Source organism: Flavobacterium sp. JAS, from assembly GCF_020991455.1.
In the GTDB taxonomy this organism is placed as follows: Bacteria; Bacteroidota; Bacteroidia; order Flavobacteriales; family Flavobacteriaceae; genus Flavobacterium.
In genome coordinates, this window is record NZ_JAJMOX010000015.1 from 73957 (window position 1) to 98557 (window position 24601).

Consider the following 24601-nt stretch of genomic DNA (forward strand, 5'->3'; position numbering starts at 1 on the left):
AGCGACAATATCATTAACTAGTGCAGCCATTTCACTATTTAAAATCATTACTGTTTATGTTAAAAAATAATTTAAAAATTACTCATTTTGTTTTACTGATGAGTTTGCTTAATTTTTTATTTTTTCATTTTCCATTTTTCACCTTCGTTTTTAATAATGTCGATTATAAAAGCTCAAGCAGTATTACCATTGTAGTTAGCTTAATTATTCTAATGTTGGTTTTGAATGCTTTTGTTTTTTATCTGATTTTTTTTGCATCACGTTTTGTTGGAAAAACTTTATTGGTTTTATTCTTTATGATCAATGCAATTGCAGTTTACTTTGTAAATACTTATGGCGTTATAATAGACGAAAGTATGATTGGTAATATACTTAATACCAATAGTGAAGAATCTGCCAGTTTTTTTTCCATCAAATTAATACTATATATAATTCTGCTAGGCGTTATTCCTGCCATTTATATTATTAAAGCTAAAATTATAAATGTAACAGTAAAGAAATTTTTAATTACCTCTTCACTTACTCTTTTATTTATCCTAACTTTAATATTTGCTAATGCCAGTAATTGGTTGTGGATTGATAAAAATTCAAAAACATTAGGAGGACTTGCAATGCCTTGGTCTTACACCGTAAATACAGCTCTTTTTTATATTCATCAATATAAAAAGAATGAAAAAGAAATTTTATTACCCAGTGCTACCATAAAAGATAATAAGAAATCAGTTGTAGTTTTGGTCATAGGAGAGTCTGCAAGAAGCCAGAATTTTTCTTTATATGGATACAAGAAAAACACGAATCCTTTGCTTTCCAAAACACCAGATCTATTTCATTTTGAAGCGACTTCTGGTGCTACTTATACTACTGCCGGTGTAAAATGCATTTTAGAACATACACATACAGATGATTTATATGAAGTTTTACCTAATTATTTATACAGAAACAATGTAGATGTTATTTGGAGAACTACAAACTGGGGAGAACCGCCAATTCATATAAAAGAATATCAAAATAGAGATGTTTTAAAACAAAATTGTAAAGGCGAAGGATGTAATTATGATGAGGTTCTCCTGATCGGATTAAAAGAGCGAATATTAGCCAGTAAAAAGAATAAAATATTAATAGTATTGCATACCAGTACAAGTCACGGACCTACTTATAGCAAGAAATATCCAGCTCGATTTGAGACTTTTAAACCCGTTTGTAATAGCGTTGAATTAGGAAAATGTTCTCAAACAGAGCTAATCAACGCTTATGACAATACGATTGTTTACACAGACTATATCTTATATCATGTAATTGAGGATTTAAAGGCATTAAAAGAATTTAATAGTGCAATGATTTTTGTTTCGGATCATGGAGAATCTTTGGGCGAAAATAATCTATATATGCATGGATTACCTTTAAGTATTGCTCCTAAAGAACAATATGAAATTCCTTTTATAGTTTGGACGTCGGACGGTTCAAAACAGCTCAAGCCTAATAAAGTACTATCACAGAACAATGTGTTTCACAGTGTTTTAAATTTCTTAAGCGTGCAAAGTCCAATTTATGATGAGAAAATGAACATCTTTAAATAATTAATTTTCGGATAGTAATTTTTGATGCCAATTAAAAGATGAAAGTCTGCAATTTGTGCCGTTAGGCACTAAATGTTGGTAGCTAATTTAGGTACAAAAGATAACAGCGTGCCGTAGGTACGCAACAAAAAGATGCCTATTGCGTACCTATGGCACGCTAAATTTATTCCAATTCATGTTTTCTACCAACATTTAGTGCCTAACGGCACAGTTCGCACTATCAATATGTAGTTTTGAAGGTATTTTTCTGGTATTAGTATTTAGTAAATAATGCCATATTTTAATTCTTGATAAACATACATTCATAATGTTTTAAAGTTTGTATTTTGTGGCGTTAGGGGCAAAATGTTGGTAGAATGGTTTTTAACAAAAAAAAAGGTTTATACTTTTCAGCATAAACCTTTAATATAGATTGTAAAAACGATTCCTTAATTTGTTCCGGCAGCACTTTTATCTACCAGAAATAATAATTCACCAGAAACGGGTTTAATCAGTTGCATTGGGTAAGTTGCAGGATTATATGCTCCAGTTGTTACTTCCTTTAATGCAGGTGCTTTTTTCTCTCCAAAAGCTACTACAATAATCTTTTCGGCTTTGTTTATTAATGGTGCAGTAAGGGTAATACGGTGCATTTTTTGAGGTTCAAGATAGTAGGCAGAAACCCATTTAGTTTGTTCTTCCAACACAGGTTGACCAGGAAAAAGCGAAGCTGTATGTCCGTCGTCTCCCATTCCTAATAAGATAAGATCGAATTTTCCTTCCTCTCCCAATACTTTTCGAATAGATTGCTCGTAGGTAACTGCATAATCTTCTGGTGTAACACCATCTTTGTACATTTCAAAAATATTTTCGGACGGAATAGGAACGTGGCTTAGCAATGCGGCATAAGACATTTTTGCATTGCTGAGGTCATCATTAAGAGGAACCCAACGTTCGTCTCCCCAGAATATAAAAACTTTACTCCAGTCTATTTTAGTTTTGTAATCATCAGAAGCTAATAATTTGTAAATCCCTGCAGGAGATGAACCTCCTGTAAGTACAGCGGTGAATTTATCTTTTTCGGCAATTGCTTTCTGTGCTAATGTTACAAAAAGATCTGCCGCCGCGGTATTAATTTCTTCTGTATTATTGTATATCTGTATCATCTAAGATTTCTTCGGTTATTTTATTTTGTGTGTTCGGAATCCATGCATGTCCCTGACGAGCCAATAATTCGTTAGCTTCTTCAGGTCCCCAGCTTCCAGCTTTATAGTTAGGAAAATTGGTTGGTGCTGTAGTTTTCCATACCTGCTGAATAGTGTCAATAGCATCCCATGCTTGTTCTACCTGATCCCAACGCATAAATAGGGTAGGATCTCCTGCTAAAGCGTCAGCTATAAGCGTTTCATAAGCTTCAGGTGACATTGTCGAGCAGGCAAAATAATCAAATATCATTTCTGCCGGTCTTAAAGAAAGCGACAGACCTGGTTTTTTGGTCATAAACTGCAGCTTGATATCCATTGCAGGCTGAATATTGATAATAAGTCTGTTTGGTGTCATACCTTGTTTTCCATAAGAAAATGCAGAATGCGGAACCGGTTTAAACTGTATAATGATAGAAGACTGCTTTTCTTCCATTCTTTTTCCTGTGCGCAGATAAAACGGAATTCCCTGCCATCTCCAGTTGTCCAGATAAATTTTCATTGCCACATAGGTTTCTGTAGTAGAATCTGGAGCAATTCCTTTGTCCTGACGGTATCCGGGAACTGGATTTCCTTTTATTTCACCTGCATCATATTGCCCTCTGACAACGTAGTGATCCACTTCATCCGGCTTGATGCGGCGAATAGATTTTAAAACATCTGCCTTACGGTTACGAATATCATCTGCTTCTAATGAGGCCGGCGCCTCCATAGCGGTCATACATAAAATTTGAAGCAAATGGTTCTGAATCATATCTTTCAATGCACCAACACCTTCATAGAATCCGCCGCGTTCTTCAACGCCAACTTCTTCTGCAACTGTAATCTGGACAAAATCAATAAAATTACGGCTCCATAAAGGTTCAAACATCGAATTTCCAAAACGGAAAGCAAGGATATTTTGAACAGTTTCTTTACCTAAATAATGATCGATTCTGTAAATCTGTTCTTCTTTAAAAGTCTGCGAAAGCATCGCATTAAGCCCAATAGCAGAAGTTTTATCGTAACCAAAAGGTTTCTCGATAATAATACGGTCTTGTTTTGGATTTTCGGCAAGGCCAATTTTCTTGATATTACTTGAGATTGTAGTAATGAAAGAAGGCGTAATCGAAAGGTAAAAAAGACGATTGGCACGTTCTCCAAAGGACTCATCGATATTGTTTATCTTTTCATTTAAACTTTGATAAGATTCTTCTTTGTCGATATCAAGACTATGATACGTTATGTGGGAAAGAAATTTTTGAGTTTCAGGATCAGAAAGACCTTTTTTTCTTGAAAAAGTATTTAGATTTTCTAAGACATAGCTGCGAAATTCTTCATCGCTTTTTTCGGCTCTTCCAAGCGCGATAATCTGAAACTTGTCTGACATACGGCCATCAAGATACAGATTTTGAAATGCGGGAAAGAGCTTTCTCTTTGCCAGGTCTCCGGTTCCTCCAAAAATCACAATGACTGTTGGATTTATATTTTTGAACTTACTCATTTGTGTGTGTTGTGTTGCTTATAGTTCTTTATTCAGACCATTGTGTGTGGAAAACTCCAGTGGTATCAATACGTTCGTAGGTATGAGCACCAAAATAATCGCGCTGTGCCTGAATTAGATTTGTTGGTAGATTTGCAGATCTGTAGGCGTCAAAATAGGCCAATGAATTCATAAGTCCGGCTACAGGTAATCCTTGTTGAACAGCAAATTGAATTACGGTTCTTATTCCGGCTTGGTTATCGGTTAATTTTGAAGCGATTCCAGCATCTAAAAGTAAGTTTGGTAAATCTGATTTTGCAGCAAATGCTTTTCTAAAATCTTCTAAAGCATTCGCACGAATAATACATCCTCCGCGCCATATTTTGGCAACAGTTTCTAAATTTAATCCGTAATTGTATTCTTTGGAAGCTGTGTGAAGCTGCGCTAATCCCTGTGCATAAGTCACGACAATAGAAAAGTATAATGCCGATTTTAATGCCGAAATTGCTTCACTTGCATTTACATCGGTTGGATTAGTATTCCAAACTAATTTAGTAGCGGCTTCAATCCTTTCCGGTTTAGTTTTAGACATATCGCGCATAAAAACTGCTGCATCGATAGTTGGAACCGGCACTTGCAAATCCATTGCGTTTTGAGAAGTCCATTTTCCTGTTCCTTTAGATTTTGCCCAATCTGAGATTTTATTGATGAGTTTGCTTCCGTCTGCATCTTTTTCTTTCAGGATTTTTCCGGTAATTTCGATCAGATACGATTTAAGATCAGTGGTTTGATTCCATTCTTCAAAAGTTTTCTGAATCGTGTCTTCATCCAGATTATAACCTCTTTTCATCAGGTCATAAATTTCAGAAATCAATTGCATGATTCCGTATTCGATACCGTTATGAACCATTTTTACGTAGTTTCCGGCAGATCCGTTTCCTAAATATTCAACACAAGGTTCTCCATCAACTTTTGCTGCAATAGCTTCAAAAATAGGACGAAGTCTCTCGTATGCTTTCTGATCTCCACCAGGCATCATAGCAGGACCAAATCTCGCTCCTTTTTCTCCACCGGAAATTCCCATTCCAAAGAAATGAATTCCCTTAGCAGATAATTCCAGAAATCTTCTGTCTGTATCGGTGAAATAAGTGTTACCACCATCGATTATAATATCTCCTTTATCTAAATGAGGAAGTAAACTTGCTATTGCGCTGTCAACAGGTTTTCCTGCCGGAACCAGCAGCATAATAGCTCTTGGTTTTTGTATAAGCTCTACAAAATGCTTAACATCTGTTGTTGCTTCAATTGTATGGTCAGAGTCTGCTTCTTGTTGAAGAGAATTGACTTTTTCAGTATCTAAATCTAAACCTGCTGCCGCAAAGTTATGGCTCGCAATATTTAAAAGTAAGTTACGACCCATTACGCCGAGCCCTACAATTCCAAAATCAAATTTGTTCATAGTTTTCAATTAACTAAAATTATTAGAAAGATGCTTTTTTCAGAAAAAATGTAAGAGAAAAAAAGGTAATACTTTTTCAATCAGTTTTTTGCAGAAAAATAAAGTTTGTTTTAATCTTACATTTTAAGATCTACTGTGCTAAGTTAAATAAAAATGATGAAACATTATAGGATAAATGGTCCTCTTTAAGGCTTTATTATATATAAAAATAATATTCAAGTTCGTTAAAAACACCTTTAAATTCATCTGTTTTTATTTCTTATAAAAGTACTTAGATAATGGGTTATTTTGAGATAATGACATCAGTAATTTCTATTTTGATATCATTATAATTAATTCAATTTATCAACCGGAATAAAATCAAATTTCAAATATCATATTGTTACTTTTTTTATATCTTTCAAAAGATAAATTATAATTACTGTAAAATTTAGACATGGATCAACGACATATAAGAAACAGGCTTTATATTAGCCCTGAAGAACAAGAATTAATAAAGAATACTCCCATATTATTAGGCGGGGCAGGTATAGGCAGTGTTATTGCCGAATGTTTATTAAGACTGGGTTTCGAAACTCTGACCATAATCGATGGCGATGTTGTTGAATTATCAAATTTAAACAGACAAAATTATACCGAAAAAGATATTTCAAAACCTAAGGTAGAAGCGCTTAAAGAAAGATTACTTGCGATTAATAGTGAAGCTAAAATTACAACTCATAATTGTTTTTTAACACCGGAAAATGTCGAAGATTATATAAAAGATCACAAAGTTGCTATAAACGCTTTAGATTTTACTTCTGATGTTCCGCTTTTGTTTGACTCTATTTGCCAGAAAAAAAAGATACCGGTTTTGCATCCGTATAATTTAGGATGGGGAGCATTAGTATTAGTTATTTCAGATGATGAAGGATTAGATGCATTAAGAAAACCGGACGAAAAATTTAGCGAAATTAATGTCGTCAATTATGTTTTAGAATATATGAGGTATTGGGAAAATCCGCAGGACTGGCTGGAAAAAATTCTAGGGGAATATATAAATGAAAACAAAAATCTTTCGCCTCCGCAACTTTCTATTGCTTCCTGGTTAGTGGCTGGAATATGCAGTAATATTGCGTTTGATATCTGTATCAATAAACGCATAAAAGTATTTCCGGAGTTTTATTTAACGACGATCAGATAGAAAAAAACATGAAATCTAAAACCTTAATCTAAAGAGATTATTTTTTAGATTAATTTATTACTGGTTACAAAAGCAATTGCTTCTGAAATATTCGTTACTTCTAATTTTTGAAAAAGATTTCTTCTGTGAAATTTTACCGTATCCGGCGAAATAAATAGCGCTTCGGCAATTTCATTTATAGTAAAACCCCTGGTCGAAAACTGTAAAATTTCTTTGTCTCTTTTAGATAAAGCAATTCTTTTGGAATCTTCCCAATGATTCAGTTCAAGATTATACTTTTGAACCGTGTTTTCTCCGTTTTTGTGTATTTTGATATTACCCGCCTTACGTTCAGATGATAATGAAATAATACATATTGCTTTCCATATTTTTCCACTTGATGTTAAAAAAACAGGAGTGAGTTTTTGATTGATTAAAATTAATTTTCCTTCCTGATTTCTTAAATGAAAATCATAAGATATGGTATAATGAGGGCGCTCTTCTAAGGGCGTTTTTTCATAAAAATCAAATCCAATAGTATTAATTTTTAATAATAATTCTAAATCGGCTTCAGGAACATGCTTAAAATAAAAAGAATAGCCCATTTCAAGCACTTCTTGTGCTGTATTGCCGCATAAAAATAATGGGTTATCAGAAACAAACTCAAACCCTTGTATTAAATAATCTATAACGTAAAGACTTGTATATGTTGCTCTTGCAAATGCCTTAATAGGTTCTAAATAATCAAATCTTTTTGACCTTTCTTCATCTGTCATACCATAAATGATATTTCTGGAATCAAAAAAAGAGTTTAAATCCTGTTCTTTCATTTGGATAATTTTAATCAAATTTAATTTAATTTTTTTGTTATGTGTGATAATAATCACACAGATCTTTAAAAAAAAATGTTTTACTGTAACTTGCTGATTATTAATGGTTAGTTTTTTAGCTTAAGCTAACTATAGCGTTTTCTTTTAAAACGGATAAAACCATTATTTGCTCAAAAGGGATCGATCAATCCATCTTTATAAAATTAATTTCTTTCTTTATAATTTATAGCTTAAAAACAATATTACCCTAAAGTACAATTTATTTCAGGTAGCTTAATACTACTATTTAGTGTAGTTATAGTGCGGTTTTCTACAATTAGCTTTGATGATAACCAAAAGCAAATGGACTACCATGACTATTAACCAGAATTACCTTGAAAGATTAGAATTAAATCAATTAACAGAATTAGCCAAGTTTGTAGTAGAAGAAAACTTTAATCATCATTGCGAAAATGTAAGTACCGAAAAGGTTAACACAGATACACAAGAAGTTTATAATGAAGAATTAAATTATTTTAAAGATTCTGAAATTTTTGTGGCCAAAGATTTCTCAGGAAATATTCAAGGATCGATTAGAGTAATTAAATGGGATTATGAGATGAAGCTTCCGCTTCAGAAAATTTTTGATATTAATCCTTTAAGTGTTTTAGATCTTTCAGAAAAATTATCTTCAGTTTGGCACATTGGGCGATTTGCGACCAAAAGAAACATAAAAGATAAGACACTATTTAGAAGACTAATGGTGTGTGCAATTGCCCCTTTATGCGAGCAAAAAAAAGGTATTGCTTTTGCAGAGTGCGATAGCAAACTGCTACGAATTATGAATTTGCTTGGCATACAAGCCGAAGTTATAGGAAGCTCTATTAATTATCTGGGTTCTGAAACGATACCAATAGCAATGAGTTATGATGGTTTGAAAAAGTTTTACTCTGATAATAAATTTTTAATAACATCTGATAACATTGATAATATGCCTAATAAAACATTTCGAAATAAAGAATGTGAATACTCTTTACTAACAGCTTAAAAGATTATGTGTATGATAATTAATCAGTTCTCTGCAAATAAGTTATAGATTAATAATCTTGATAAGCACGAAGTAAAATTTTAATTTTAAGAATAAATAAAATGATTTTAACAGAAGAACAAAAAAAAGGTCAGGATGTGTTTTTTAGGATAATTACGGAAGCCTGGGAAAACGATGATTTTAAAAAATCATTAATTACTAACCCCGAAGAAACATTAGAAAAATTTTTTGGGAGAAGTTTGCCAAACGGAAGAAAAATTAAAGTAACAGATCAGTCTGATCCAGAATATTTATACATCAATATTCCTATAAAACTAAAGCATAGTGATCAGGAATTAAACGCAAAAAAAAAAGCAAATTAAACAGAGTAAATTCAAATGATTCTGTTATTACAGACTACGAAAGTTTGTATAATTCTTTGCAAAACATATATAGATAGCATTTTTATAAAATAGGTGTTAGAAAAAGTTTCTATACTAGAAAATGAGATCGATTAATTAAAGTTACCCGACCCAAATCACAAATTATGGATGGCTTCTTTACCAGCTGGCTAAACGTCAAATTTCGTAATAATAATGAATAATACACTTACACTCGAGCGAATTGATCAAGTTGTATCAATTGATTTATCTTATGAACTTAAAACTTATTTGTTTAATAAATTTTCGTTAAACGATGACTATGAGGTATCTACTATTGTCGAAGATGAGGGAATTCAATTTTGGAAAGAAACGATATTTAATTTTTCTGGCAGAAAAGACATCTTTGGCATATTAAAAGAATGTTATTCACAATTGAATTTTTTGATTGAAAAAGAAAGAGATAAATTAGACCTCTATATCGATGTTGTTTTAAGAGGAAAAATGAATGATATAAAATTAGAGGATTATCAAAAATTAGAAGATTCAAAAAACATTAGTTTTGAAGTTCATGAAAGCATCGCAGGCAAAATCCCGGTTTTAATCATACCTCACAAAGAAGATTTTGTAAAAATAGTACGGTCTTTAGTCTATAAAAACAATCCGGTAGCCATTCCTTCATCAATGGGAGCCGTATTATTGAATGGTCTTAACAATTCGAAACGATTAAATATGATCAAAAAAAACTGGTTGCAAAATAATCCCTTAGGAGACTGGAACACAGAATTTTTAGACAATGTAATGCCCAATAAATCTTTATACAAAGATAAAATGATCATTTTAAGCACAAAACCTTACAGTGACGTAAAGGCGAATCAGTTAGGACTGACAGAGGATTTATGGAATTTATATTCAGTTTCTATTCGAAAAGAACATGAATTTACGCATTTGTATACGCTTAAAAAATACGGACAGGCCACCAATAATTTGCACGATGAGTTAATAGCCGATTACATTGGTATTATTAAAACAACATGGAATTATAATAAAATGTGGATGTTAACCTTTATGGGTTTAGAAAATTATCCTCATTATAGAGAAGGAGCCAGATTAGAAAATTATCTAAAAGACAGTAAATTATCTTCGGATGATTTTAGACAATTGATTAAAATTGTAAAAAACGCTATCGAAAACATCGCTATTTTTGATAAATGTGTGGGAAAACTAAAATCGACTAGAGATCAAATGTGCAGAATAGATGCACTTTGCGAAATAGGATTAATCGATTTGGCATCTGCAAAAGGTGCCGAGTTATTGATTGAGATTTATTTTGAAAATTTTCATCGCGAATTATTTTAAATCCTATTCTTTTAAAGATTTTAAAAAAGCTCATTTCTTAGGAAATGGGCTTTTTTTAGTTTTTAATGCTTGGTAAATAAATCTCTTATTGATGAAAGAAATTATACAGGTAAAGAACTCAAAAAAAACAAATTCAATTTTACATTATAAATTATAAAAAAATAGAATATCATTATTAATGATGTTAAATTTTTTAATATTCTTATTTTTAAAGCCTTAAATTACGGACTTCTCATCTATATTTATTCTTGATTTTTTATTTGATGATAGAGTGTATTTTGTTGATTATTAGCTTGTTGGATTGATTGAGGCCTTGTGTAAATCTTGATTTTTATCCCATCTTTTTTTAAACTTCTTTTTTAGGTCTAGTTTCGTTATGTCCTTTTTGTAGGAACTAACTATTTAAAAAACCTAAAACTATGAGAAACAAATTACACACTATTTTTTTTAAAGGAGACAAATATTGCCACATCATGTGGATTTTTTTTATCCTCTTAACCGCAAATTTGTATGCACAGCGAGGTTATTATGATGCACCGTACAAAAGATATGAAGCAAACTTAGGGCAATTGTCTAATGGCGCTACGGTTACTTCAAAATCATACATTCAGTCAGATCTTCAATCGGAAGCGACAGATCAGCAGTGCATAAATATGTCTGCTACCAATGCTACAGTGCAATGGACACTTACCGAAGCGGCGGACGGACTTGTAATTCGATATAGTGTTCCTGACGGGCAATCAGGTACTGTTGGCGTGTATAACGGAAGCACAAAAATTACAACACTAACTTTGACTTCAACCTGGTCTTGGGAATATTTGTGGAGTAACGGAAATCCAAATAATAACGGAATTACAAATCAAAATCCAAGAATGCGATTTGATGAAGTGCGTTATAAACTTCCGGCTAAAATAGCCGCTTCGGGAACATTAAAATTGGTGAGAGAATCAGGGAATGTTTATGTGGATTTTGCAGAAATGGAACCAGTCGCTACAGCCGTTACAGCTCCGGCAGGCTCAGTGACTTATACCGGAAACGGAAGCGATCTTCAAACTTTTATTGATGCAAATGGCGGTAAAAAAATATTCGTTCCAAGTGGGGTTTATAACGTTAATAGAGAATTGTATTTTGGTGTTGCCAATACTTCACTAGTAGGTGCCGGAATGTGGTATACTCAAATTAATTTTACCAACACAAGCAGCTTAAATGGTGGATTGCGTGCTAATGCGGCAGGTATTTCATTTACGGATCTTTATTTAACAACAAATTCAGCATCCAGAAGTAATTCTTATAAAGCTATAAATGGTGTTTTTACGTCTGCATCAACAGTAAGAAATATTTGGGCTGAACATTTTGAATGCGGCGCCTGGATTGCACAATATAATACCGGAGGTCCCGCAATTGCCGATGGATTTACGCTGTCTCATTGTCGTTTTAGAAATAATTATGCTGATGGAATAAATCTTTGCAAAGGAACTGCAAACTCTATTGTAGAGCATTGTAACTTTAGAAATAATGGCGATGATGATCAGGCAATCTGGTCTGCCGATGGACTGGAATGTATCAATAATACTTTTAGATATAATACGTCTGAAAACTGTTGGCGTGCCTGTGGTCTGGCGATTTATGGCGGAAAAAATAACAAAGCTTACAATTTGATTATAAAAGACAATTTAGAAGCGGGTATCAGAGTGAGTAATAATTTTCCGGGAGCACCATTTAACAATGATGGAATGCACGAAATTCACGATATTACCATAACAGCATGCGGAACTTTTAATGATACTTATAATAATCCGGTTGCTGCGGTAGATATTTTTAGTGCTACTAATGCCGGAAGTCAGGTTAAAAATGTGCAGCTTTATAGTATTGACATTTTAGATTCAAGAAACGATGCTATTTCTATTAGTAAACGATCCGGAGATGGTATTTATAATCTTTCGTTTAAGGACATTACAGTTAACGGAACTGGTAAAGAATATCCAAACAATAATGCACTTAACAGAAATTGGGGCAGAGGATATTTTGTGCTTATAGCAGGTTCTCCAGCTGGAAACGGAACATATTGCAACATGAATTATTCCAATAGAGGCGGTAATGCAACAATAAATGAAGAAATCAGTGCAATTGGTACATTTTCGTGGACGCAAAGTTCTAACTGCTCTAGTACATCAGTTCCTGTTACAGGCGTAAGGGTTACACCTGCAACAGCTACTTTAGGCGTTGGAGCAACACAGCAATTAACCTCAACTGTTGCCCCGGCAAATGCGACCAACAAAACGGTGACTTATAGTTCTAATAACACTGGTATTGCAACGGTAAACGGATCAGGTTTGGTTACTGCAATTGCTGCGGGATCAGCAACCATTACGGTGACAACTCAGGATGGTGCAAAAACTGCAACTGCTGTAATCACAGTAAGTTCATCAAATGTGGCGGTAACAAGTGTAAGTTTAAGTCCAACAACAGCGACTTTAAGCGTTGGTGGAACACAACAATTGACACCAACAATTCTTCCGTCGAATGCAACGAACAAAGCGGTTAGTTATACTTCAAACAATACGGGCGTTGCAACGGTTAATACTTCAGGTTTAGTAACGGCAGTTGCTAACGGATCAGCAATAATTACAGTAACAACGGCTGACGGAAATAAAACGAGTACCGCTACAATTACGGTTAACACGGCAACTGGAAGTTACTTTACCATTAAAAACAAATGGACTAACAATTATTTGTATGATGCCGGTGCCAATGTAGGTTACGGCGCAACTGTTGCCAATAATAATTACAAATGGGAAAAAGTAGCTGTTGATGCCACTTATTTTATATTAAAAAACGTAGGTACGGGAGATGTAATGCATATTGAAAATTTGACAGGAGCGGTGCAATGTACTACTGCAGGATCTGATTGGTGGAGCGCACAATGGTCAACCGAGAATGTTGATGCTACATGGGTGCGAATTAAAAACAGATGGCAGACAGGGAACATGATTCATATTGAAAATCTAAATGGTTCTGCTCAGTATGCAGGAGCCCAAAACAGTTGGGAAAGTGCTCAATGGCAATTTCAAACGGTTTCTACATCAAAAAAGATTAATGTTACAGAACCAGAAGTAACGGCGAAAAGTAATTCGTTGGTTAGTATTTATCCAAATCCTTCAATTGACAAAGAATTTAATATTGCTTTACCGGAATTAAAAGTGGGCGATACGGCAACAATAACAGTAACAGATAGCAACGGAAGAAAGGTTTTGGTAAAGAAACTCAATACGTCTGCAAAAGTTAATCATGACTTGGCTTCTGGAATATATGTTGTTACAATAAGCTCTAATGATTTTAATGTTTCCAAAAAACTGATTGTTAAGTAATTTATTAAGATATGATGAAATATAATATTCGGATTTTATATTGAAGATTATAAATTAAAAACCTCCAAAGTCATTTGATTTTGGAGGTTTCTTGATTTGGTATTCTTTTATAAGGATCAAATATTTAGAATGGTCATATTTGACTTGGATATTCTTTTAGCTCTTGCAATGTTTTCCAATCGATAGATTTAATTTCTTTTGCTTTTTGTTTGAGATTTTCAATTCCCAGATTGGCTAACCAGGTTTCTACTTTTTCATCAATTTCAAAAAAATCAAAATTTACCGATTCTTTTGAATCTACTTTATCCCGAATTCCAATTGCAGGATAATATTGTCCTGAAAAGTTACAAAATGAGACCAGAAAAACCTCAATATCATCACGATCAATATTTAAAATAGTTGGAATTTTACCTCGAAGGTATTCGAAACACGATACTATGAGATCATAATCCGAATTTAGTTGGTCATAAATATTGGGCTCAATTGACATAAAAGCTTTTCTGTTATTCTCCTTAAATTTCATACTTATAATTTGTTCCCGTTTTCCTCGTTTTTTGTATTTTTCAAATAATCCATTTTTAATGACCTTTCAATAAATTGATACTAACCGTAGCAATATCAGCTTCAGGAAATCTTTTAAAAATTGATTTATCCGGAAACAATCCTGCCTCGGCAGCAACATTATTAAAGACATCTATTTCAACAATATACTGATCAGAAAAACCATGGGTGGCATCGTAGGCTGTTGCAGGAGTTTTGCCTAAATTATTGGCAGCAAGTTTTGGATTTATGGTATGCAATTCAATCAAGAGTAAACCAAATTTACGCACATACGGCGACCATCTTTGTAAATGTTCCAGAAGATTATCTTCAACAAGGTTGTTGCTGATTCTTTTTCCTCTGGAAGCAAATGCACCTGTAGATTTACTGATTCGGTCTTGGTGAATGTGCTCCGGATCTTTCCAAATTCGATTGTGATCTAGAAAAGTCCTCACGTTAAGTAAATCTTTCAGATCAATATTATAATTTTCTTTTAAGTCATCCGAGAGTAAATCCGGGCGTCCAATGTCTCCCCAGATTACTTTTGCCCAAATATCTGCTTTGATAAGATTAGCTCTGGTTACTTTCAAGGCAGCTTGGTTATAATCGGCTCCAACCAGAAATAATGGATACTCATCGAGCATTTTTCCTCGTAAAGTTTGCCTGTCTATGACTTCAAAAATATGTTGCAGAAAAGCACCATTACCGCAACCCATATCAAGGATTCCTTTTGGCTGCTCTTCAATTGGCAGGTTAAAAAGTTTAACGATAATTTCGTCTACGACTTTAAAATAAGTGTCGTGAGCGCCACCGCTTCCCCAAACATTCATTTCGCGATCAACGTGAATTTCGTTTTCGCCATCAGCTATCATTCTTAATGCGGCTGGATCACCAAAAATTAATTCTTCAATTTTGGCAAATGTTGGTAAATAAGAAACTGTAACGCCATAAGCGCTGGCTCTTTTTGCGAAAAACAAACCGTCTTCAGTAAATTGATAATTGCCTTTTTTTTCCAGAAACCATCCAAGATGCACAAAAAAGTCTAGTATTTTTTTAAAATTTTCAGGAGATTTATGAAACTCTTCCGGCTTGAAAGAAGTCTCCATAAAATACTTGTGAAACATTCCTTTCATGGCCAAACGCACTATGGTTGGCCCAATTAAATAACCTTCTATATGTTTTAAAATCTGATCCTGAATTGTATTTGTCAGCGAATTATCAGAAGGTTTAATTCCGTAATTTTTTTTATATTTTTCAAAAATAACATTCAGTTTTTCAAACGGTTCATCTTCGAAAAGGCGTGAATGAAACTGAATCGAAAACTGAAGCAAATCAACAACATCTTCATAGAGATGAAACAATGAAAAGGCTATTGCTGTCTTTTCATTTACTGAAATCCTAATTTCCTGTGTATGATTATCGACTTCATAATCTAAAAAACCTTGAGAAGCCAAAATCCTCAAACCAACATTCAGATAGCCTTCATTTGCTTTAGAAGTAGTTGTAAGCTCTGTTAATTGTACTTGCTTTTTGTTTAGGATAAATTCTAAAACTGCTTTGTTTCTCAATGCTATTGCCACTGGCGCCACTGCTAAGCCGTCAAGATGTCTAAAAATGGAACCCCGGAGTTGTGATTTATCTGTCATAAGAAAAGAATGATGGTTTGTTAAAAATAGTGATTTTTTTTTAACTTTTTTAGCTCAGGTGATATCTGTTTTATCACATTCGAATACTAAGATTTATCTATAACGGGTTATTAATACGGATCAAGAGTTGAAAGTCTACAATTTGTGCCTTTAGGTACTAAATATTGGTAGAAAACATCAATTAGGATGCATTTAGTGTGCCGTAGGTACACAACAAAACGATAATCATTGCGTACCTACGGCACGCTAGCGAATTTGGAACTGAATGACTACCTATATTTAGTACCTAAAGGCACATTTCAAACCTTGATTAGCATCATTAACTATTTTATAAAAAAATAAGGCTCAACTTTAGTTAAAAAGTCGAGCCTTATTATTATAAAACAGGTGTGCCTATTTTAAGGCAGCATCTGTTTTTAAAGATTTATTTCGAGATTCCGAACATCATTACCAGTTTATCACCAAGGTAGAAATTCAATGTTTGTTCAGCAACATCAAAGCGTAAGTCATTATTACTTAAATAAGACAATATTTTTTGTTCGGTTTTATTAGCTTCTTTATCTAAACAAGCTCTTCTGGTAGATGCCATACCGCCAAATTTAATATGGTCATTATTGCTAACAGAGTATGTTCCGAAAAAGTTGTTGCAACCAGAGTTTCCATTAACTTTATTTCCTTTGCGATCAAATTTAATAAATGCTGATCCATAATCTTGCCCTACATTTTCAAGCATTATTAGTTTCCAGTTATTTTTTTCAATAAAACTCCAAACATCATTTTGAGTAGGGATGGAGAATTCCATAATAGTTTTATTTTTCAGGTTTTTAAACTGAACCGTATTATTTTTCTTTACAATTTTAAATTTGTTGTCTTTCATAACATCAAGAAAATCCTGCTCTAATTTCATAGTTTCCTGATCACAAGCTTTTAGATTACCAAAAGGCAAATTGGTCTGAATTTGATATTTTGAAGGAAGTTCGGTGTATTTTACATTGAAGTTATTACATCCGCTTTTTCCACTAATTGTTTGTGTATTTGAATCAATCGTGATATAAACATTCCCTGTATTGATCTTTTTACCATTTAAATTGGTTAATATCATTTTAGTATTATAAATTCCTTTAACAGAAGTCGCAGGCGTTTTAGAAACAATACTTTTTAAGGTGTATTTATAAGAAGAAGCATCTGCCGGAATACTACCTTGTTTTTTTGTTTTAACAACCATAATTTCATATCGGTTGTCTTTTTCAAAATTAAAACCTTCTATATGATGATAGAATAGTTGCCAATCTTTATCATTATTGTACTTTACCATTAAGCATTCCATAGGAGCAACACCCGTGCATGGCACTTTGTTTTCTTTGACAAACATTTTTAAAGTTTCCTGTCCATACGATAGTGTTGATAATAGAAATACCATAAAAACACCTACACTCTTAATTTTTCTCATTTTGTTCATTTTTTAATACTTCTTGAAGTATTTGATTATTCAATTTTCTTTTCGTTTGCATTAACTGTGCCATTCAAAAAACAAAATATTTTTTTGAGATAATTTTAACGTTGATGAAAAGCAAAATATAGGCATAAATCAGACTATAAACGATCTGTAATAATGTAGAAAAATGATCAGATTTCAGGCATTTATTCAATGAAAATGCGGCTTGTTTTATTAATAAGAGGTTTTGAAAATGCTTGCCACTTGGAGTCTGACCTCTCTAATTTAGAAAAATTCTTACACAATAGGAAATGTATAGGTTACTATTAACTGTCTTGTTTGTAGTAATTTAAGGTTTTACTAAAATTTTAATTAACATTTTTTTTGCAAAAAGAACAATTAAAATTTTCGGATTAATATTTTTAATATATTTTTGTTCTATCAAACTAGTAGAGTTTAAATTAGATTGATGCAAAAAAGAGTAAAGATTATCAAGAGTATTTCATTTTTGAATAGATAAGAATCCTTTGGTAGCTTATTTCTTACGTTCACCTTTAAAAATTCTCCAATATTTAATTCTATATAAATTTTAATAAGATGGATTCTTAGTTTCAAGGTTGAAATCGTGTAAAGACTAAATTCAAATAATAATAATCTAAAATAAAGTAAAAATGAAAAAACGAATGCATAGCTGATAAAAAAAAACCATTCCTGTTGCAGCAGAAATGGTGAAGCTTAAAGAAATTGTACATCTCTATAAGGAAAGCGAGAGTGGAGTGAATCCGTTTTCGGCTCACCTTATTTATTAAACTAAAACAAAGTAATGAAAAAAAAATTAAATAGATATATAGGATTATGTATTTTGTTGATTTCCATAGGGGTTAAAGCTCAGGAAACAAAACCTTTAATACAATCTAAACTCGAAGGAATAGTAATTGATGCCGTTACAAAAGAGCCTGTTATTGGCGCTTCAATAAATATTAAAGGTACTACACACGGGGTTGTAACAGATTTTGATGGGAAATTTTATTTCCAGACAGGGCAAAAATTTCCTTACACATTAATAGTAAGTTTTTTAGGGTATAAAAGATTGGAAACTGTAGTGGATAAAAATTCAGTTGTCCTTGAACTTACCCAGGAACAAAATGCGTTGTCAGAGGTAGTGGTTACGGCATTAGGTATTTCAAAAGAAAAGAAATCTTTAGGATACACCACTCAGGCGCTTAAGGGCAAGGAGTTGTCAGACACAAAAGAAACAAACTTTTTAAATAGTCTTAGCGGTAAATTGGCGGGAGTACGTATCACCAATTCTCAGGGTGATATGGGATCTTCACGTATTATTATTCGTGGTGAAACTTCTATTGGTGGAAATAACCAGCCATTATTTGTGGTAGATGGAGTTCCAGTTGATAACTCGCAATTAGGGAGTGTTGGTGGAGCTACCCGTGATTTCAAAAATGCAATTGCCGATATAAATCCTCAGGATATTGAAACATTAACGGTGCTGAAAGGTCCAAATGCTGCAGCTCTCTACGGATCACGTGCGGCGCATGGTGTGGTTTTGATCACTACAAAATCAGGAAAAAATCAAAAGGGACTTGGTATAAGCTTCAGTTCAGGTATAACAATCTCTCAGGTTGCAACATTACCAAGTTTTCAAAATTCATTTGGACAAGGATCAAACGGAAAGTTCAGCTACGTAGATGGTAAAGGTGGAGGAGTTAATGATGGAGTTGATGAAAGCTGGGGACCTAAATTAGACGGACGCCTTATTCCTCAATTTTATTCAAATGGAGTAGCAGTGCCTTTTGTGGCTCATCCTGACAATGTGAAGGATTTCTTTAATACTGGCCTTACTTATGACAATAGTATTTCTGTAGCCAAATCAGATGATAAATCAGATTTCCGTTTAGGAGTAAACAATCAAAAACAAACAGGAGTAGTGCCTAATAGTGAAGTAAACAAAACAAACTTTAGTATTAACACTAATTATCAAATATCTAAGGGTATAAAAGTAGGTGTAAATGCCAACTATATTGTTACCGATGCTCCAGCTTTACCAGGTGGTCCATCAGGTAACCGTGCTGCGGGTGTAATGCTTCAGTTTCTTTGGTTCGGACGTCAGGTTGATACTGAACAGCTTAGAAATAACAGAGATGTTAACTGGAACAACAGCTACTACAGCAATCCGTATTGGAATGCGTATTATAATACTACAAGCCAGCAACGTAACCGTATAATAGGTGATGTTCATCTGGATGCTAAACTTGCTGAAGGTCTTAATTTTAAATTCCGTACCGGAGTTGATTATTACAACGACCGCAGAAAATATGAGATTAAATATGGTACAAACGGAACTCCTTTTGGATCTTATGCTGAAGATGCTTATACCGTAAACGAACAAAACACGGAAGGTATTTTTACCTATACCAAAAAACTAAACGATGATTTTAGTTTGGATGCTCTTGCCGGATTCAATATTCGCAATCACAGCGATGCAAACAATTATCAAAAAGCACCACGTTTGGCCGTACCTGATTTATATAATTTGACCAATTCAAGAGACCCGTTAACGTCGTCAAACTCATTATCAAGATTGAGAGTATATAGTGCATACGCTTCGGCTCAGGTAGGGTATAAAAACTATGCTTATTTAAATCTTACAGCTCGTAATGACTGGTCATCGACATTGCCAAGCAGTAACCGCTCTTATTTCTATCCATCTATTAATGGTAGTTTAATATTATCAGAAGCTTTGAATTTGAAAAGCAATACACTTGATTTCTTAAAGTTACGTGGTGGCTGGTCTGAAGTTGGTAATGACGCAGATCCTTATCAATTGTCTACGGTTTACAATTATCAAACTGCATTCGACGGAAATCCAATTCAAACTTCTTCGCAAAAGAAATTGAATGAGAACCTGAAACCGGAAACCACACGCTCTACTGAAGTTGGTTTAGAAGCTTCTTTCTGGAAAAACAGACTGCATTTTGATGCTGCTTATTATGACACGAATAGTCTTGATCAAATTTTGGAAATAAAAACAACTACTGCGAGCGGTTATAATTCACAATTAATCAATGCAGGTAAAATAAACAACCACGGTATAGAAATTCAGTTGGATGGAAATCCTATTCAAACGGACGACTTCAAATGGAATGTAGGTGTTAATTATTCAAAGAATGTTAGTAAAGTAGAAATTCTTGATTATGACAAACAAATTCAAAACTATACAATTGGTACTTCAGGAGGTGTTGATGTATTGGCATCTGTAGGTCAAGCTTACGGAGCGCTTTACGGAACAGCTTACCTGCGCGACGCAAGCGGAAATATAGTAGTAGGAGCTAATGGATTACCAAAAGCCGATCCAACAAAGAAAGTATTAGGACATTATACACCTGATTATTTAGCTGGTATTACAAATACATTGACGTATAAAAACATTGAACTTTCATTTCTTGTTGATGCCAGTGTAGGTGGAGAACTTTTCTCAGGAACAAACAGAACTGGTAATTATACTGGTGTATTAGCTCAGACTCTTCCGGGTCGTGATGCTGCCAATGGCGGATTAAGTTACTACAATGTAGGTACTACGAAAACATTACTTCCTGCAGGTGCAAGTGCCCCGGGTGGTGCAACAGTATATGATGATGGAATAATCTTTAAAGGAGTATATGCTGATGGAACTCCGAATACTTCAATACTTAGTGCACAGGAATATTACAAAGCATCATACAATATTAGTGAAGCTTATATTTACAGTTCAACTTTTGTAAAACTAAGAGAGGTAAAATTAGCTTACAACTTCAATAAGTCATTTGTTAAGAAGCTGGGATTGGCAGGAGCAAGTGTTACTGCAGTAGGTCGTAACCTGTTCTTTATCTATAAAGATGCGCCAAATATTGATCCTGAAACGGCTTTCAATACTGGTAATGCGCAAGGGTTGGAGAGTTTAGCTTTGCCAACGACCAGAAGTTTCAGCTTTAATGTTAATCTTAAATTTTAAAAACACAAAATCATGCTAAAAAAAATATTATATATAACTGTATTTGCATTGTCACTGACTTCGTGCAGTGATGCTCTGGATGAAATTAATAACAATCCAAATGCAACAGAAACACCATTAGCGCCTTACCTGTTAACAGGAACATTAAAGCAGGGTGCTGATTTATATTGGGGGGCAACAAATAATTTTGACTCGTCTTTGTTATTTGTTCAGCATTGGGCTAAAATTCAATATACAGAGCCAGACAGATATGATGTATCTAACACGTCTTTCACTTCTTTGTGGAATACGGGATATGCAACCTTAATTACAGATTTGAATACGATTATTAATTTCCCACAAGAGCAGGCAAACTCAAATTACAAAGGGATTGCATTGACCTTGCGTTCATGGACATTTTTATTGTTGACAGATGCTTATGGAAGTATTCCTTATAAAGAAGCAGGTCTAAAAGTGACGCCTGCATATAACACTCAAAAGGAAGTTTATACCGGATTACTGGAAGATTTAAAACAAGCTCAGTCTTTACTTGGTACAACAAATGGAACTGTAACGGGTGATTTGTCTTATAAAGGTGATATTTTAAAATGGAAAAAACTAGTGAATTCGCTTCGTTTGCGTATAGCATTAAGAATTTCTGATAAAGAACCTGCATTAGCTAAGCAAGCTGCAATTGATGCAACAACAGATGCTGCAGGAGTATTGAGCAGCAATAGCGATACTTTTCAGTTTGTTTACACTAGCTCGCCTCAACAAAATCCAGCTTCGGCATGGTTTGAAACACGAGATGATTATCGTATTTCGAAAACATTAGTTGATAAATTATATGAATTAGCAGATCCGCGTTTACCAGTTTATGCTCAGTTACCATCTGATGCAAGCGTAGGTAAATATGTTGGAGGAGCTAATGGATTATCAAATAGTGATGCCAATAGTCAGGGTTTTGCTAAAACGTCAAAACCAGGTAAATACTTCTTAACTTCAGCATCACCGGCCGTAATTGTTTCTTATTCTGAAACTTTATTCAATCTTTCGGAAGCAGTAGCCCGCGGTTATATTGCGGGAGATGCAGAGCAGCTTTATAAAAATGCCATTACAGCATCGTTTAATCAATTTGGAATTACTGATGCAACAACTATTTCTAATTACCTTAATCAGGCAACCGTAAAATATGATGCAACAAATTATGCCAAATCGATAGGTACACAAAAATGGATCGCATTCTTTGGACAAGGCCTTGACGCTTTCGCGGAGTGGAGAAGACTTGATTATCCAGTATTGAAAGCCGGCCCGGCTACGGTTTTAGATGGACAGATACCTTCGCGTTTCTTCTATCCGGGTACAGAACAATCGTTAAACGGAACTAGCTATCAGGCTGCAATAACTGTTCAGGGAAAAGACCTGCTTACTACAAAATTATGGTTTGATGCAAAATAAACCAGATTCTGGAAAGGATACTGAAAACTTTAGTGCTCACTTTGTGAGTGGCTCGTAAAAAAAATAAAAAAGCTAAATCGAAAGATTTAGCTTTTTTTGTTATACCTGAGAAATAAGTATGTTTTCAGAACAAATCTGTAAGGATTAATGTGATTTTTATAAAGGAAATTAAATTCAATTATTTTTTTTCGTATTGCCAAAATCTGCCTTTTCCTTCTGCTATCCATTCTAGTGATTGCTCTATTCGTTTTTGTCTTGTAGTGTCTGTTTTAGCGTCGATTATCCAAACTAAATAGTCTTTACGATATGAATCTGATTTCGATTCCCAAACCTCTTTTGCTTTTTTATTGGCGTTAAGCGCTTCGACTAAATACTCCGGCGTTTCAATCACTTTTGGTTTGTCAGAAACTGTTTTTTCTTTTTTGATTCCTTGCTCATTAATTGTCATCGCTTCCTTAATTAGCGAAATCAAAATATTCTTTGATGGTAATTCGGAAACAGATTTCAATTTATCCATATAACCAAATTTCTTTCCTGCTTTTACACTTTCTGCGATTTCTTTGTTTTTTATGAATTCTGCTTTGTATAGGCTGAATGAGCAATGATTTTTGAAACCTGCAATCATACATAAATGGTCGCCTTTGTAAGCGTAATGAGGTGTTCCCCACTTAATATCTTCTGCTGCATCTGGACAGGTTTCGTGAATAATTTGTCGCAAATATTCAAGAATTGGCTTTGCAAAATCTTCTGATTTTGCGATATATTCATCTACTTTTGAATTTAATGGTATCATTTTAGTTTAGCTTTAATAGTGGAATTTTTTTGGTTTTGTAGCGTCTAAAGATAATTCCTATTTTTAAGTTTTTCAAAATTATTTATTAATTCAAGTTGCTGGTTAATAAAGTGTAGTCTCTACGGACAATGTCATTAAGTTAAGATATTTTAGATTAAAAATTAACGATTTAATATTTATGATTTTGCGTTTAAAATATACGGTCATCAGTTTTTCGAGGTTTCAGACTTTTAAAATCAAAAATACTTAGCCAAAACAATCTGATGAGATATTGTCAACAAGAATTTGTTCCATCGGAACATCTCATAGGTAGAAAAAAAATAGATCGTGAGAAATATCGTCCTGTAAGGACGTTTGACAAATTGTGTGTCTAATCTGTATGTTTTTTTGTTATTATTTATAAAATCAAACGTTCCTACGGAACGTAAAAAATGCCGTATTTATTTGACTACCGATGAGATGTTCCCATGGAACAAAAAAAAACATGAATAAACTGATTTTTATCAATATATAATCTCTCCGAGATATTTTTTTGTTACTTCGTTAGGGGCACAAACTAGGGAAGGAAAGAAGAAGATGTAGGAAAGATTGCAGGATAAATGAGACTTGTATAAAAGTTAAAAAAAGGCTAATACTATTTGTATAAAGCCGTTGACAAAATTGGAAAATATTTTTTTATATCTAATTGATTCTTTTTCAGATTTGTACTGTTAAAAATAGTATATTTACGTCTAACTAATAATTTTAATATGCAAGAAGGTACAGTAAAATTCTTCAATGAAGAAAAAGGTTTTGGATTTATTACACCAAAAAATGGTGGAAATGAAGTTTTTGTTCATGTTTCTGGTTTATCAGAAAACATACGCGAGAACGATGAAGTACGTTACGACATAGCAGAAGGTAAAAAAGGCCCAAACGCTGTAAACGTAGTAGTAGCCTAATATATTGGGAGAAAGAATA

General features: G+C 33.6%; 17 protein-coding genes. 9 read left to right on the forward strand and 8 right to left on the reverse strand.

The genetic code is table 11. The features are described from left to right. Nucleotides 1–56: 56 nt before the first annotated feature. Nucleotides 57–1577: a phosphoethanolamine--lipid A transferase EptA gene (gene eptA, locus LPB88_RS21170; RefSeq protein WP_230717653.1), complete on the forward strand. Its 1521-nt coding sequence runs from the start codon at nt 57–59 to the stop codon at nt 1575–1577. A 428-nt stretch (nt 1578–2005) separates the two neighbouring features. On the opposite strand, the gene pgl is transcribed toward eptA, so the two are convergent. Genes pgl through gndA form a run of 3 tightly spaced genes read right to left on the reverse strand, consistent with a single transcriptional unit; the run spans nt 2006 to nt 5679 of the window. After that, nucleotides 2006–2722 carry a 6-phosphogluconolactonase gene (pgl, locus tag LPB88_RS21175; protein WP_230717654.1) on the reverse strand — a complete coding sequence of 239 codons (717 nt, stop codon included), beginning with the start codon at nt 2720–2722 and terminating at the stop codon, nt 2006–2008. Beyond that, nucleotides 2703–4241 carry a glucose-6-phosphate dehydrogenase gene (zwf, locus tag LPB88_RS21180; protein ID WP_230717655.1) on the reverse strand — a complete coding sequence of 513 codons (1539 nt, stop codon included), beginning with the start codon at nt 4239–4241 and terminating at the stop codon, nt 2703–2705. Before zwf ends, pgl begins: the two co-directional genes overlap by 20 nt. A gap of 28 nt (nt 4242–4269) precedes the next feature. Continuing rightward, the gene (gene gndA / locus LPB88_RS21185) at nt 4270–5679 is read right to left on the reverse strand and encodes an NADP-dependent phosphogluconate dehydrogenase (protein ID WP_230717656.1); all 1410 of its coding nucleotides are present in this window, start codon (nt 5677–5679) and stop codon (nt 4270–4272) included. A gap of 436 nt (nt 5680–6115) precedes the next feature. Between gndA and LPB88_RS21190 the strand changes: the two genes are divergently transcribed. Then, complete coding sequence (locus LPB88_RS21190) at nt 6116–6862, forward strand: ThiF family adenylyltransferase (RefSeq protein WP_230717657.1); 747 nt, start codon at nt 6116–6118, stop codon at nt 6860–6862. A gap of 44 nt (nt 6863–6906) precedes the next feature. Here LPB88_RS21190 and LPB88_RS21195 read toward each other — a convergent pair whose 3' ends face one another. Continuing rightward, complete coding sequence (locus LPB88_RS21195) at nt 6907–7617, reverse strand: response regulator transcription factor (protein ID WP_230717658.1); 711 nt, start codon at nt 7615–7617, stop codon at nt 6907–6909. 406 nt (nt 7618–8023) lie between these two features. Between LPB88_RS21195 and LPB88_RS21200 the strand changes: the two genes are divergently transcribed. The 4 genes from LPB88_RS21200 (at nt 8024) to LPB88_RS21215 (ending at nt 13784) form a co-directional block, all read left to right on the forward strand. Beyond that, nucleotides 8024–8698, forward strand: coding sequence for a hypothetical protein (locus LPB88_RS21200; RefSeq protein ID WP_230717659.1), 675 nt, complete (start codon nt 8024–8026; stop codon nt 8696–8698). Between the two features lie 101 nt (nt 8699–8799). Further along, entirely contained in the window at nt 8800–9060 is a 261-nt protein-coding gene (locus tag LPB88_RS21205) for a hypothetical protein (protein ID WP_110834972.1), read from the forward strand. 213 nt (nt 9061–9273) lie between these two features. Continuing rightward, nucleotides 9274–10416, forward strand: a complete 1143-nt coding sequence (locus LPB88_RS21210) for a hypothetical protein (protein ID WP_230717660.1) — start codon at nt 9274–9276, stop codon at nt 10414–10416. A gap of 419 nt (nt 10417–10835) precedes the next feature. Next, on the forward strand, nt 10836–13784 hold the full coding sequence (locus tag LPB88_RS21215) for an Ig-like domain-containing protein (protein WP_230717661.1): 2949 nt from the start codon (nt 10836–10838) through the stop codon (nt 13782–13784). Between the two features lie 133 nt (nt 13785–13917). Here LPB88_RS21215 and LPB88_RS21220 read toward each other — a convergent pair whose 3' ends face one another. The 3 genes from LPB88_RS21220 to LPB88_RS21230 form a co-directional block, all read right to left on the reverse strand. Then, entirely contained in the window at nt 13918–14307 is a 390-nt protein-coding gene (locus LPB88_RS21220) for a hypothetical protein (protein WP_230717662.1), read from the reverse strand. A 55-nt stretch (nt 14308–14362) separates the two neighbouring features. Then, nucleotides 14363–15970 (reverse strand): class I SAM-dependent methyltransferase, encoded by a 1608-nt coding sequence (locus LPB88_RS21225; protein ID WP_230717663.1) that lies wholly within the window; start codon nt 15968–15970, stop codon nt 14363–14365. Between the two features lie 424 nt (nt 15971–16394). Then, the gene (locus tag LPB88_RS21230) at nt 16395–17420 is read right to left on the reverse strand and encodes an META domain-containing protein (protein ID WP_230717664.1); all 1026 of its coding nucleotides are present in this window, start codon (nt 17418–17420) and stop codon (nt 16395–16397) included. 808 nt (nt 17421–18228) lie between these two features. On the opposite strand from LPB88_RS21230, the gene LPB88_RS21235 reads away from it, so the two are divergent. Together LPB88_RS21235 and LPB88_RS21240 are read left to right on the forward strand one after the other, a co-directional pair. Beyond that, nucleotides 18229–21411, forward strand: a complete 3183-nt coding sequence (locus tag LPB88_RS21235) for a SusC/RagA family TonB-linked outer membrane protein (protein WP_230717665.1) — start codon at nt 18229–18231, stop codon at nt 21409–21411. 12 nt (nt 21412–21423) lie between these two features. Beyond that, nucleotides 21424–22848, forward strand: a complete 1425-nt coding sequence (locus tag LPB88_RS21240; protein ID WP_230717666.1) for a SusD/RagB family nutrient-binding outer membrane lipoprotein — start codon at nt 21424–21426, stop codon at nt 22846–22848. Nucleotides 22849–23026: 178 nt separating this feature from the next. Here LPB88_RS21240 and LPB88_RS21245 read toward each other — a convergent pair whose 3' ends face one another. Continuing rightward, nucleotides 23027–23641, reverse strand: coding sequence for a YdeI family protein (locus tag LPB88_RS21245; protein WP_230717667.1), 615 nt, complete (start codon nt 23639–23641; stop codon nt 23027–23029). A gap of 749 nt (nt 23642–24390) precedes the next feature. Here LPB88_RS21245 and LPB88_RS21250 point away from each other — a divergent pair. Then, nucleotides 24391–24582: a cold-shock protein gene (locus tag LPB88_RS21250; RefSeq protein ID WP_230717668.1), complete on the forward strand. Its 192-nt coding sequence runs from the start codon at nt 24391–24393 to the stop codon at nt 24580–24582. Nucleotides 24583–24601: the final 19 nt, after the last annotated feature.